The sequence below is a fragment of the Maritimibacter sp. 55A14 genome, assembly GCF_003122205.1.
Taxonomy (GTDB): Bacteria; Pseudomonadota; Alphaproteobacteria; order Rhodobacterales; family Rhodobacteraceae; genus QEYE01.
Genome location: NZ_QEYE01000003.1, coordinates 169,267 through 181,124, shown reverse-complemented (window position 1 = coordinate 181,124; position 11,858 = coordinate 169,267). Strand labels below are relative to the sequence as shown.

Below are 11,858 nucleotides of genomic sequence, written 5' to 3'. Positions count from 1 at the left end.
TCAGGGTTTGCACGTCTCTTGCGGACGCTTGGGGTTACTTTCCGTAGACATATTCCGGCAGCCAGAGCGCGATCTGCGGAAAAGCCATCAGCAACGCCAGGGCCGCGGCCATCACCAGCACGAAAGGCAGGATCGAGCCATAGATGTCGCGGATCGAGATCTCGGGCGGGGCCATCGCGCGCATGAGGAAGAGGTTGTATCCGAAGGGCGGCGTCATATAGGCGATCTGCGTCGTCACGGTATAGAGCACACCATACCAGATCAGGTCGAAGCCCAGCGCGCCCACCAGCGGTACGTAGAGCGGCGCCACGATCACCAGCATTGCGGTATCGTCCAGGAAGGTGCCCATGACGATGAAGCTGATCTGCATCAGGATCAGGATGCCCCAGGGGCCGAGTCCCAGCTTCTCGGTGAAGAGCCCCTCGATGGCATTGACCGCGCCCAGGCCGTCGAAGACCGCGCCAAAGCCCAGCGCAGCCAGGATGATCCACATGAACATGCAGGAGATCGCCAGCGTCTGGCGGATGCTCTTCTGGAAGACGTGCCGCGTCATCCGGCGCTTCAGAACCGCCGCCATGAAAGCGGTCATCGCCCCGATGGCGGAGCTTTCCACCAGCGAGGTCCAGCCGTTGACGAAAGGCACCATCATCGCCGCGAAGATCACCAGCGGCAGCGCCCCGGCGCGCAGCAGGCGCAGCTTCTCGCGCATCGGAACGTCGCGCTCCTCCTCCGGCAGGGCGGGGCCCAGATGCGGCTGAAAGTGGCAGCGGATCGCGATATAGAGGACGAACATCGCCGCCATCATCAGCCCTGGCACCACGCCCGCCAGCCAGAGCTGGCCCACCGGCTGGCGCGCGATCATCGCATAGAGCACCAGAACCACCGAGGGCGGCACCAGGATCCCCAGCGAGGATCCCGCCTGGATCACCCCGGTCACCATCCGCTTGTCATATTTCCGGCTCAGCAGCTCCGGCAGCGCGATGGTGGCGCCGATCGCCATGCCCGCCACGCTCAGCCCGTTCATGGCGGAGATCAGCACCATCAGCCCGATCGTTCCGATGGCCAGCCCGCCGTTGATCGGACCCATCCAGACATGGAACATCTTGTAGAGATCGTCGGCGATCTTGCTCTCGCTCAGGACATAGCCCATGAAGATGAACATCGGCAGGGTCAGAAGCGGATACCATTTCATCAGTTTCATCGCCGCCGAGAAGGTGATGTCGGACCCGCCCGTGCCCCAGAGCAGGATCGCCGCCGCCGCAGCGACACCGCCGATCGCGCCGAAGACACGCTGCCCGGTCAGCAGCATCAGCATCATCGAGCTGAACATGAGGATGGCGATCATCTCGTAGGACATCAGATATCTTCCCCCCGGATCCGCGCGATGTCCTTGAACAGCTCGGAAATTGCCTGAAGCACCATCAGGAAGAGCCCGATGCACATCACTATCTTGATCGGCCAGATCAGCGGTCGCCAGGCGGTCGGGCTGCGCTCCAGAAAGCCCAACATGTCGCCCGCGGCCTCGAAATCGAGGCTCAGCGTGGCCAGCGTCAGGTCGCGGAAGTAGACCATCGGCTCGCTGCCGAAATAGCCCAGCGAATACGCGGTGGAGCCCAGCCCGCCGTAGAGCGTGACGCTGAGATAGAAGATCAGCACCAGCACCGTCACCGCATCCACCTTGGCTTTCGTGCGCGCGCTCCACTCGCTGTAGAAGAGGTCCATCCGCACGTTGGAGCCAAGCTGGATCGCGTAAGGTCCGCCGAGGATGAAATATGCCACCATCGCGAACTGCGCGACTTCCAGCGTCCAGAGCGACGGCACGAAGAAGGTCTTGGAGATCGACGACCAGAGCAGCACGCCGATCATGAAGAAGATGCCGTACATCACGATCCGGCCAAGCCGGTAGTTCACCGCATCCACCACGCGGATATAGGCGCGCACGAAGCCGGTCATGCGGTGGCTTCCGTCCGTGGCGGCACGTCCAGCGCCGCCATCGCCGCACCCAGCAACCGCGCCAGCATCGCGGCCATGTCCGCCTGCGCACCAGGATCGGCGATCAGGTCGCTGCGTATCTCCAGCATCACGTTCATCAGGCCGTTCTCCACTGCGTGGCGGAGCAGCGTGTGGGTCACGCCATCCGCGGGCCCATAGGGCGCATTACGTTCGACGGCGAGCCCGGTGAAATCGGCCGCGCGGTCGAGAATCGCATTGGCCAGCCGGGCGTCGCTGTCATGCAGGATACCCAGTTCGACGCTGCGTGACTTCCCTTTGTAGACCGGCGTGAAACTGTGGACGGTGATCAGCACCGGCGGGGCAGGGCGCGCGGCGACAAGCGCCGCCAGCCGCGCCTCGAAGGGGCGGTAGAAACGGTCGATACGGTCCTGCCGCGTGGCCGCGTCGAGGCCCGCATTGCCGGGGATGTCGTGGATCTCGCTGCGCGCGGGAATGGCGTCGGGGGCCTGTGGCGGGCGGTTGCAGTCATAGACCAGGCGCGAGACGCGGCTTGCCAAAAGCTGCGCGTCGAGCGCGTCGCTCAGCCGCTCCGCCACGCCCAGCGCGCCCGGATCCCAGGCGATGTGGCTTGCGCGCGCGGCCGCGTCGAGCCCGAGCCCGTCGAATTCCGCCGGGACGTGGTTGCTGGCATGTTCGCAAACCAGGAGCGCGTGCCCGGACCCGCCGGGGTTCACCAGCCGCCCGCCGCCGGGCGCATCCACGCCATAATCCTGTTCGCGCAACTCGGCTGCCACGCCCGAATCCCCCAGCCTGTCCCGGTCTTTGTGAAATCTTCTTCACGTATGCGGGCCCTGTCAATAATTTCTCTGAAAAATTATCTTCACCTCATGCGCGCATGTCGATATGTTTTCAGCCGGGAGGAGGCCACATGTCCAGCAACACCATTGCCGACCGGCTTCAGGCGCGTTTCGACACGCTTACGCGGGCCGAGAGGCAATTGGCCGACGCGATCCTGGAAAACTATCCGGTCTCGGCGCTTGGCACGATCACCACCGTGGCGCAGACCGCGGATGTCTCCACCCCCACGGTGGCCCGGCTGGTCCAGAAACTGGGTTTCAAGGGCTTCCCGGAGTTCCAGGCCGAGATCCGGCAAGAGCTGGAGGCGCGTATCTCCAGCCCGATCGCCAAGCACGACACCTGGGCGGAACACGCCCCCGAGGGCCATATCCTCAACCGTTTCACCGAGGCGGTGATCGGCAATATCAGCCAGACGCTGGCGCAGATCGACGTGGAGACCTTCGAGCGCGGCTGCGCGGCACTGGCCGATCCCGACCGGGCGGTCTTCGTCGTGGGCGGGCGCATCACCCGCGCGCTAGCCGATTATTTCTTCCTGCACATGCAGGTGATCCGCCCGCGCGTGACCCATATCCAGTCGATCTCCAACGCCTGGCCGCATTACCTGCTGGAGGTGGCCGAGGGCGACGTGGTGGTGATCTTCGACATCCGCCGATACGAGAACAGCACGCTGAAACTGGCGGAGATGGCGGCGGAGAAGGGCGCGAAGATCATCCTCTTCACCGATCAGTGGCGCTCGCCCGTGCACAAATACGCGGACGTGTGTTTCTGCTGCCGGATCGGGGTGCCCTCGGCCTGGGATTCCTCGGTGGTGAGCCTGCTGCTGCTGGAATCGGTGATAGCGGATGTGCAGGAACGCAACTGGCCGGTGACGCGCGGCCGGATGGACGCGCTGGAAGAGATGTTCGACCGGACCCGGTTCTTCCGCAAGTTCACCTGATCCGGGCATTGGTGCGCGCGGCGCGGGCAGGCGCCTCCGGCGGGGATACTTGAAGCAAGGAGAAAGCCCGTCAGGCGGTGTTGCGGACCGAAAGTTCCACCGCGTGCAGGAAGCTCTTCGCCGAGGAGGAGGCCGAGAGCAGCAGGAAGGCGTCGGACCCGGTGCGGATCACGAAAGCGCCCATATGCTCCATCACCGTGCGTGCGGCGGCGCCTTCGGCGAAGGCGTCGGGATGAAGATCGAGCGGGCAGAGCCGTTCGAGCGCTCCGCGCACGCCGGGGCCGGAGATCTCCAGCGCCGCCCAGACGCCGGTCTGGTCGGTGCAATAGCCCGCCTGCCCGAGCGCGGCGGCGACGCCGGCTTCGGCATCGGGGGCGTCATGTGTGAAGAGGAGGAACATCTGGTCCGGGCCGCTCCACACGAGCCGGGCCTTGCCGTCCTTCGAGAGGATCGAGGCGCCGGGGGCGGGCGTGCCCGTGCCATAGGCCGCCTTGACGGCCGCCTCCAGCGCGGTCTCGCCGCCTGCGGGTGTGGCGACCGCGACGATGGCCAGTTCGGACGCCTCGGCCAGGCGGGTGCCCGCGAAATCCTGCGCGTAGCCGTCCAGCGGCGGGGTCGGGGTAAGGGTGAGGTCAGGCACGCAAACGCTCTCCTTCCGGGTCGATGAAATGGGCCGAGACGATTTCCACCTCGGTGTCCTTGCCGCGCACCGGGTCGTAGGCGCGGATGATGTCGCCCATGCGCGCATCGCCGCGCCTGACGAAGCCGAGGCCGATGGAATGGCCCAGCGAGGGCGAATAGGCGACCGAGGACATCCAGCCGAGATCGCTGGCCATGCTCGGGCTGGCATCGCCGCGCTCGATGAAATGGGCGCCGGCGTCGAGCTTGGCGCCGTGGTCGACCGGACGCAGCCCGACCAGCCGCAGCCCATCCTCGCGGCTGAGTTCCGCGCGTTCGGAGGCGGCGTTGCCGATGCAATCCTTCTTTCTGGAGATCATCCGTCCCATGCCGAGATGATGCGCCGAGGTCTGCCCGTTGAGCTCGTTGCCCGCGGCGTGGCCCTTCTCGATGCGCATGACCCCCAGCGCCTCGGTGCCGTAGGGGATGGCGCCGAATTCCTCGCCTGCCGCCATCAGCGCGCGGATCATCGCGTCGCCATAACGCGCGGGCACCGCGATCTCGTAGGCCAGCTCGCCCGAGAACGAGATCCGGAATAGCCGCGCCGGCGTGCCGCCGCAGACCGTGACCTCGGCGCAGGCCATGAACGGGAATGCGTCTTTCGAGATGTCATGCGCCGCATCCACCACCTTGCGCAGCAGGTTGCGCGAATTGGGTCCGGCCACGGCGAATTGCGCCCAGCCGTCGGTGGTGGAGATCAGGTGCACGTCGAGATCGGGCCAGAGGCACTGGCGCGCGAATTCCATGTTGCGGAACACCGTGACCGCGTTGGCGGTGGTGGTGGTCATGACGTAATGGTTTTCGCCCAGCCGTGCGGTGGTGCCGTCGTCATAGGCGATGCCGTCCTCGCGCAGCATCAGCCCGTAGCGCACCCGCCCCACGGACAGCTTGGCGAAGCCGTTGACATAGAGCCGGTTCAGGAACTCCGCCGCGTCGCGGCCCTTGATGTCGATCTTGCCCAGCGTGGTCACGTCGCAGATGCCGACCGAGTTGCGTGTCATCTCGACCTCGCGGTCGACGCTGTCGCGCCAGCCAGTCTCGCCGGGGCGCGCGAACCATTGCGCGCGCAGCCACATGCCGACCTCGACGAAGGTCGCGCCCTGTTCCGTGGCCCATTTGTGGCTGGGGGTCAGGCGGTAGGGGCGGAAGTCGCGGCCGCGGGCGCGGCCTGCGAAGGCCCCGATGGGCACCGGAGTATAGGGCGGCCGGAAGATCGTGGTTCCGGTCTCGGGGATCGACCTGCCGGCGGCCTGCGCCAGGATCGCCAGGCCCAGCACATTGGCCGTCTTGCCCTGGTCGGTGGCCATGCCCAGCGTGGTGTAGCGCTTGAGATGCTCGACGGAACGGAAGCCCTCGGCATGGGACTGTTTCACGTCCTTGGCGGTGACGTCGTTCTGCAGATCCACCCAGGCGCGTTTTCGGCTGGCGGCGACATGCCAGAAGGGCGTGATCCCGGCGGCCTCGTCCTCGGCCTTCGGGGCGGGTTCGCGCGATGCGGTGAAGCCCAGATCCTCGAGCGCGGTATTCGCCGTCTCCCGGCCCTCGCGCAGCGCCGCGGCGAGCGTCAGCGCGCCACCGGCCGCCCCCGCAACGGTCATGCCGGGAGGCAAGGCGCCACCGGGCACGAAGGCCGCGATGTCGTCGCGCCAGGTTGGCCGCCCGCGCTGGTGGCAGGTCAGGTGGACATTGGGGTTCCAGCCGCCCGAGACCGCCAGGCAATCGGCCTCGATCCGGTCGCCGTTTTGCAGCGTGATCCGGTTCAGCCCCTTGCGCCCGGCAGTGTCGACGATCGCGCCGCCGGTCTCGACACGGGCGCCGTCGAGGCTCATCGTCACATCGCCGCGGCTGTCCACCACGGCGGCGACATCGACGCCGGCGGCGCGCAGGTCGGTGGCGGTGCGCCAGCCGTCGTCGTTGTTGGTGAAGACCGCGACGCGCTTGCCCGGCGCGACGCCCCAGCGGTTGACATAGGCCCGCACGGCGCCCGCCAGCATCACGCCGGGGCGGTCGTTGTTGCCAAAGGCGATGCCGCGCTCCGTGGCCCCCGCGCAGAGCACCGCGCGGTGCGCGTAGATGCGCCAAAGCACCTGCCGCGGCTTGCCGCCGGAAGCGGGCAGGTGGTCGGTCATCCGCTCCAGCGCGCCGTAGATGCCGTGGTCGTAGGCGCCATAGACGGTGGTGCGGCTCAGGACGCGCACATTGTCCATCGCCGCCAGTTCGGCAAGCGCGGTGCGGGCCCAGTCATGACCGGGTGCGCCGTCGATCTCCAGCGTTTCGGCGTTGAGCCGGCCGCCCGGGCGGAAATCCTCGTCCGCCAGGATCACCCGTGCACCCGCCCGCCCGCCCGCGACCGCGGCCGAGAGTCCCGCCGGGCCCGCGCCGATCACCAGGAGATCGCAATGCAGGTAGCCGTGGTCGTAGCGGTCTGGATCGGGTTCCATCGAGAGCCGCCCCAGCCCGGCAGAGGACCGGATCGCGGGCTCGTAAAGCTTTTCCCAGAAGGATTTCGGCCACATGAAGGTCTTGTAGTAGAAGCCCGCCCCAAGGAAGGGTGCCAGAAGGTCGGTCGCAGCCAACAGGTCGTATTCCAGCGGGCCGCGATGGTTCTGGCTGGTCGCTTCGAGACCGTCGAAAAGTTCGGCCACAGTGGCGCGGGTGTTGGGCTCCTGCGCGGCCCCGCGGCGCAACTGGACCAGCGCGTTCGGCTCTTCCGATCCGGCAGAGAATATTCCGCGCGGACGGTGATACTTGAAGCTGCGCCCCACGAGCTGCTGGCCATTGGCCAGCAGCGCCGAGGCAAGCGTATCGCCGGGATGGCCCTGCATGGCGCGCCCGTTGAAAGTGAAGCTCAGGCTCCGGCTGCGGTCGATCAGCCTGCCCCCGATCCGGTTGGTCTGGGTCATCGGCTGCGCCCCCGTTCCCGCGCGACGTCCCGCGCCAGTTCCACCTTCGTGATCTCGTGGGTCAGCGTGTTGCGCGTGACCACCAGCCAGGACCGATCGCCCTGTTCGTGGAACCACAGTTCCCGGTGTTCCCCCGCGGGGTTGTCCCGCAGGTAGAGATAGTCGTGAAACGCCTCCGCGGCGTCTTCGGCCTGCCAGTCGGGCCGGTCGATCAGTGTGACGTCGCCCTTGTAGACGAACTCCGCCGCGTCGCGCGGACCCAGAAGGGGATGGTGGATGATCATGCGCGCACTCCCCTCAATGCAGGTTCGGTTGGGCGCCCTGGCCCTTCTCGTCGATCATCGCGCCACGCGCGAACCGGTCGAGCCGGAACTGCGTGGCGACCTCGTGCGGCTGGTCGCGGGCGATCAGATGCGCGTAGCAATAGCCGCTGGCCGGCGTGGCCTTGAAGCCGCCATAGCACCAGCCGCCGTTGAAATAGAGCCCGTCGATATGGGTCTTGTCGATGAAGGGCGAGCCGTCCATCGACATGTCCATGACGCCGCCCCACATGCGCAGGAGCCGCGCCCGGCCGATCATCGGCATGATCGCCATGCCGCCTTCGCAGACATCCTCGACCACCGGCAGCCCGCCGCGCTGGGCATAGGTGTTGTAGCCGTCGATATCGCCGCCGAAGACCAGCCCGCCTTTGTCGGACTGGCTGACATAGAAATGCCCGGCACCGAAGGTGATAACCCCCGGAATGACGGGTTTCAGTCCTTCCGAGACGAAGGCCTGCAAGACGTGGCTCTCGATCGGCAGGCGCATGCCCGCCTGCGCCATGACCCGGCCCGAGGAACCCGCCACGCAGACCGCGACCTTGCGCGCCCGGATCGCGCCGCGGCTGGTCTCGACGCCCGTACAGGTGCCATTCTCGATCTGAAAACCCGTGACCTCGCAATTCTGAATGATGTCCACGCCGCGCGCATCGGCGCCGCGTGCGTAGCCCCAGGCGACCGCGTCGTGGCGCACGGTGCCGCCGCGTGGCTGCCAGAGCGCGCCCTGGATCGGGAAGCGGGCATTCTCGAAATCCAGGAACGGGCACATCTTGCGAATACCCGCGGTGTCCAGAAGTTCCGAATCCGCGCCCGAGAGCCGCATCCCGTTGGCGCGGCGGGCGAAGGCGTCGCGCTGCGCGTCGCTGTGGATCAGGTTGAGGATGCCGCGCTGGCTGATCATGGCGTTGTAGTTTAAATCCTGCTCCAGCCCCTCCCAGAGCTTCAGCGACAGCTCGTAGAAGGGCTGGTTGCCCTCCAGCAGGTAGTTGGAGCGGATGATCGTGGTGTTGCGCCCGACATTGCCGCCGCCGATCCAGCCCTTCTCCAGCACTGCGACATTGGCGACGCCGAATTCCTTGGCCAGGTAATAGGCCGTGGCCAGCCCGTGTCCGCCGCCGCCGATGATGATCACGTCGTATTCCGGTTTGGGATCGGGCTCGCGCCAGACCGGCGCCCAGCCCTTGTTGCCGGTCAGCCCTTCCCAGAGGATTTTCAGCGCGGAGTATTTCATGTCAGCCATCCCGGATTGCTGTATCGCCAGAATGACGTGCGGCCATGCGCTCGACTTTCATAGAACGGATATATAGAGTCACAAAATGGACAATATTGGTTCAGCGACCCGGCCCATGCGCATAGGTGTGCTGCCGCTCGACGGTTTCGCGCTGATGTCCTATGCCAGCGTGGTGGAGCCGTTCCGGGCCGCCAATCTGCTCAGCCGCCGGACGCTCTACGAGATCGTCCATATCTCGCGCGGGGGCGAGGACGCGCGCAGTTCCGGCGCGGCGCGGATCCCTGCCGATGCGCGCGTGGGCGAGGCGCTGGCGCTCGATCTGCTCTTCGTGGTGGCCGGGGGCGATCCGGTGGCCTTCGATGATGCCGCGGCGCTGGCCTGGCTGGGCCGGATGGCGCGGCGCGGTGTGCGCATGGGCGGCGTGTCCGGAGGGCCGGTCATTCTGGCGCGCGCCGGGTTGATGGAGGGGCGCCGGATGACGGTTCACTGGGAACATGCCGAGGCGCTGGCCGAAATATCGCCTGGGCTTGCCATCGAGCGCAGCCTTTACGTGATCGACCGCGACCGCGTGACCTGCGCAGGCGGCACCGCGCCGATGGACCTGATGCATGCACTGATCGCCGAACGCCACGGCACCGTATTCGCGCAACTCGTCAGCGACTGGTTCCTGCACACCGATATCCGCCCCTCCGGCGGGCCACAGCGCGGCGGTCTGGTGGCGCGGGTCGGCACCACCTCGGCACCGGTTCTGCACGCGGTCGAGGCGATGGAAAGCCATGTGGCCGACCCGCTGAGCCTGGCGCAACTGGCGCGTGCGGCGGGGGTTTCGGCGCGGCAGCTCAATCGCCTCTTCGTGGCCCGCACGGGCAAGTCCGCCATGCGCTACTACCGCGAATTGCGGCTCGACAAGGCGCAGAATTTGCTCAGGAATTCGGCGCTCAGCTTGACCGAGATCGCGCTTGCCGCGGGGTTTTCAAGCTCCTCGCATTTCGCGCGGGCCTACGGCGCTCATTTCGGCGCGGCACCATCGCGGTTGAGGCAGTGACTTGGCAGCGCGCCGCCCGCGCCCTACCGTGACCGCGACTCAGTCCGCAAGTCCAAAGGAGGCGGCAATGCACATACTGGTTCTGCAACATGCGCGGGTCGAACACCCCGGCGTCTTCCGCGACTTTCTGGCCGAGGATGGCCATAGCTGGACTGCGGTCGAGCTGGACGAGGGCGAAACGCCGCCGCCGCTCGACGGGTTCGACGCGCTCTGGGTCATGGGCGGGCCGATGGATGTCTGGGACGAGGACGAGCATCCCTGGCTTGCCGAAGAGAAGGCGCTGATCCGCGACGCGGTGGAGGGCCGCGGCATACCTTATCTGGGGCTTTGCCTGGGCCATCAGCTACTGGCCGAGGCGTTGGGCGGAACGGTCGGCAAGGCAGCCACGCCGGAGATCGGCGTGATGGAGGTGCAACTGACCGAGGCCGGCGCCTCGGGCGTGCTCTTCGACGGGCTGCCGGAGCGGTTCAATTGCCTGCAATGGCACGGGGCGGAGGTGTCGCAGATGCCCGCCGGCGCGCAATGCCTGGCGACCTCGCCGGCTTGCGCGGTGCAGGCGATGAAATGGGGCACCCGCGCCGCGTCGGCGCAGTTCCATGTCGAGACCGAGGCCGACACGGTCGCCAACTGGGCGGCGATCCCGGCCTATGCGGCGGCACTGGAAGGCGCGCTGGGCGCGGACGGCGCGGCGCGGCTGCAGGCGGATGTGGAGGCGGAAATGGACCGGTTCAACGAAATGGCCGAGCGGCTCTACATCAACTGGATGCAGATGACCGCGCAGGCCGGCGCCTGACGCTCAGGTCTCGGCCGCGCGGGTCAGCGACAGGCGCGCGGTCTCGAGATGTTCCTTCATCATGTTGGCTGCGCGTTCGGGCTCGCGTGTGCGGATCGCATTCAGGATCTGGCGGTGCTGGACGTTGTATTGTGCGATGATCTTCTCATCGAGCGTCAGGTGACGCATCCTTGTCCACTCGTCCTGATTTCGCACCGTGTTGATCTGCCCGATGATCCACATCAGCAGCCGGTTGCCGGTGGAATCCGCGAGCGCCTTGTGAAAGGCGGTGTCGGCCTCCGAGAAGGCCGAGGGGTCGTCGAGGCAGTTCTCCATCTGCGCGCAGAGCGATTCGAGCCGGTCGAAATCTCCGCGCCGCCCATGCAGCACCGCGAGCCGGCAGATATGCGGCTCCAGCGCGAATCTGGTGTCGATCAGTTCCAGCGGATTCGCCTGCTCCACGGCCGACGCCGCGGGCTCCGACTGACGGTGAATCACATAGGTTCCGCTACCCGGACGGATCTCGACGTAACCTTCCTGCTCCAGCCGGTTAAGCGCCTCCCGCACCGTGCCGCGCGCCACGCCATAGGTGTCCGCCAGCTGTCGCTCGGCCGGCAGCCGGTCGTGTAACTTCCAGTTTTCCTTGGAAATTTCGCGCCGCATGAGTGCTGCGATGTCTGGTGCTCCGAGTTTTCTTGTCATTTTTCCATCCATGGTCACACCACCCTTGCTAATCCAAACTTATACCAATTTTGGACGATTTCCAGATAATTCGTCTCTTTTGGTCCAAAAGAGGTTGATTTTTGGATCGGTCTCGGCACTATCCAGAAGAACAGCGACGACAGCGGGGCCGGATTGGCACGGCCCGCATCCACGCCAGGGAGCAGGCAATGACCAGTCCTCAGCAGGAACCCGGCAAGATCGCAGAGCCCGGCAAGGGGCTCTGGCCTGTCGGCGGTGTCGTGAATTTCCTGGCGCAGGGGTATGCCTCTGATCCTCGTATTGCGCGCGCCGCGTGCGCGCCCAGTTCCGTCGTTACCTTCCAAATGCGGTTCCCCGCGGCGCCGTCGGCGCGGGGGGCCTCTATTACCACCATCCGCGAAGTCAAGAAACCTTGCACTTTCCGCCGCCCGGCGCCGTGGCCGGTCGGCCAACGTTAGCTGG

The 11,858-nt window shown here is 66.4% G+C and carries 12 protein-coding genes; 3 read left to right on the top strand and 9 right to left on the bottom strand.

All coding sequences use genetic code 11. The features are described from left to right. Positions 1 to 34 precede the first annotated feature (34 nt). The 3 genes from DDZ14_RS03810 to DDZ14_RS03800 are packed head-to-tail and all read right to left on the bottom strand — an operon-like array spanning position 35 to position 2,747. Positions 35 to 1,357 carry a TRAP transporter large permease subunit gene (locus tag DDZ14_RS03810; protein WP_109423608.1) on the bottom strand — a complete coding sequence of 441 codons (1,323 nt, stop codon included), beginning with the start codon at positions 1,355 to 1,357 and terminating at the stop codon, positions 35 to 37. After that, positions 1,357 to 1,953, bottom strand: coding sequence for a TRAP transporter small permease subunit (locus DDZ14_RS03805; RefSeq protein WP_109423607.1), 597 nt, complete (start codon positions 1,951 to 1,953; stop codon positions 1,357 to 1,359). Before DDZ14_RS03805 ends, DDZ14_RS03810 begins: the two co-directional genes overlap by 1 nt. Continuing rightward, a complete protein-coding gene (locus DDZ14_RS03800; RefSeq protein ID WP_233252466.1) occupies positions 1,950 to 2,747 on the bottom strand; it encodes an N-formylglutamate amidohydrolase in 798 nt (265 codons plus the stop codon). Before DDZ14_RS03800 ends, DDZ14_RS03805 begins: the two co-directional genes overlap by 4 nt. A 134-nt stretch (positions 2,748 to 2,881) precedes the next feature. Between DDZ14_RS03800 and DDZ14_RS03795 the strand changes: the two genes are divergently transcribed. Continuing rightward, complete coding sequence (locus tag DDZ14_RS03795) at positions 2,882 to 3,748, top strand: MurR/RpiR family transcriptional regulator (protein ID WP_109423606.1); 867 nt, start codon at positions 2,882 to 2,884, stop codon at positions 3,746 to 3,748. A gap of 70 nt (positions 3,749 to 3,818) precedes the next feature. Here the strand turns inward: DDZ14_RS03795 and DDZ14_RS03790 are convergent, their stop codons facing one another. The 4 genes from DDZ14_RS03790 to DDZ14_RS03775 are packed head-to-tail and all read right to left on the bottom strand — an operon-like array spanning position 3,819 to position 8,877. After that, a complete protein-coding gene (locus DDZ14_RS03790; protein ID WP_109423605.1) occupies positions 3,819 to 4,388 on the bottom strand; it encodes a sarcosine oxidase subunit gamma in 570 nt (189 codons plus the stop codon). Beyond that, positions 4,381 to 7,329, bottom strand: coding sequence for a sarcosine oxidase subunit alpha family protein (locus DDZ14_RS03785; protein WP_109423604.1), 2,949 nt, complete (start codon positions 7,327 to 7,329; stop codon positions 4,381 to 4,383). Before DDZ14_RS03785 ends, DDZ14_RS03790 begins: the two co-directional genes overlap by 8 nt. Beyond that, a complete protein-coding gene (locus DDZ14_RS03780; RefSeq protein ID WP_109423603.1) occupies positions 7,326 to 7,613 on the bottom strand; it encodes a sarcosine oxidase subunit delta in 288 nt (95 codons plus the stop codon). Before DDZ14_RS03780 ends, DDZ14_RS03785 begins: the two co-directional genes overlap by 4 nt. Positions 7,614 to 7,626: 13 nt before the next feature. After that, entirely contained in the window at positions 7,627 to 8,877 is a 1,251-nt protein-coding gene (locus tag DDZ14_RS03775; protein ID WP_109423602.1) for a sarcosine oxidase subunit beta family protein, read from the bottom strand. A gap of 115 nt (positions 8,878 to 8,992) precedes the next feature. Between DDZ14_RS03775 and DDZ14_RS03770 the strand changes: the two genes are divergently transcribed. Both DDZ14_RS03770 and DDZ14_RS03765 read left to right on the top strand, forming a co-directional pair. Continuing rightward, positions 8,993 to 9,922, top strand: coding sequence for a GlxA family transcriptional regulator (locus tag DDZ14_RS03770; protein ID WP_109423601.1), 930 nt, complete (start codon positions 8,993 to 8,995; stop codon positions 9,920 to 9,922). Between the two features lie 67 nt (positions 9,923 to 9,989). Then, positions 9,990 to 10,715 carry a type 1 glutamine amidotransferase gene (locus DDZ14_RS03765; protein WP_109423600.1) on the top strand — a complete coding sequence of 242 codons (726 nt, stop codon included), beginning with the start codon at positions 9,990 to 9,992 and terminating at the stop codon, positions 10,713 to 10,715. A gap of 3 nt (positions 10,716 to 10,718) precedes the next feature. On the opposite strand, the gene DDZ14_RS03760 is transcribed toward DDZ14_RS03765, so the two are convergent. Next, positions 10,719 to 11,396 carry a FadR/GntR family transcriptional regulator gene (locus tag DDZ14_RS03760; protein ID WP_233252465.1) on the bottom strand — a complete coding sequence of 226 codons (678 nt, stop codon included), beginning with the start codon at positions 11,394 to 11,396 and terminating at the stop codon, positions 10,719 to 10,721. 14 nt (positions 11,397 to 11,410) lie between these two features. Further along, on the bottom strand, positions 11,411 to 11,740 hold the full coding sequence (locus DDZ14_RS19315; RefSeq protein ID WP_146193077.1) for a hypothetical protein: 330 nt from the start codon (positions 11,738 to 11,740) through the stop codon (positions 11,411 to 11,413). Positions 11,741 to 11,858 lie beyond the last annotated feature (118 nt).

Coding starts and splice junctions, on each gene's coding strand:
- DDZ14_RS03780 (WP_109423603.1), bottom strand. CDS start 7,613: ATGATCATCCACCATCCCCTTCTGGGTCCGCGCGACGCGGCGGAGTTC.
- DDZ14_RS03805 (WP_109423607.1), bottom strand. CDS start 1,953: ATGACCGGCTTCGTGCGCGCCTATATCCGCGTGGTGGATGCGGTGAAC.
- DDZ14_RS03775 (WP_109423602.1), bottom strand. CDS start 8,877: ATGAAATACTCCGCGCTGAAAATCCTCTGGGAAGGGCTGACCGGCAAC.
- DDZ14_RS03770 (WP_109423601.1), top strand. CDS start 8,993: ATGCGCATAGGTGTGCTGCCGCTCGACGGTTTCGCGCTGATGTCCTAT.
- DDZ14_RS03795 (WP_109423606.1), top strand. CDS start 2,882: ATGTCCAGCAACACCATTGCCGACCGGCTTCAGGCGCGTTTCGACACG.
- DDZ14_RS03765 (WP_109423600.1), top strand. CDS start 9,990: ATGCACATACTGGTTCTGCAACATGCGCGGGTCGAACACCCCGGCGTC.
- DDZ14_RS03810 (WP_109423608.1), bottom strand. CDS start 1,357: ATGTCCTACGAGATGATCGCCATCCTCATGTTCAGCTCGATGATGCTG.
- DDZ14_RS03785 (WP_109423604.1), bottom strand. CDS start 7,329: ATGACCCAGACCAACCGGATCGGGGGCAGGCTGATCGACCGCAGCCGG.
- DDZ14_RS03760 (WP_233252465.1), bottom strand. CDS start 11,396: ATGACAAGAAAACTCGGAGCACCAGACATCGCAGCACTCATGCGGCGC.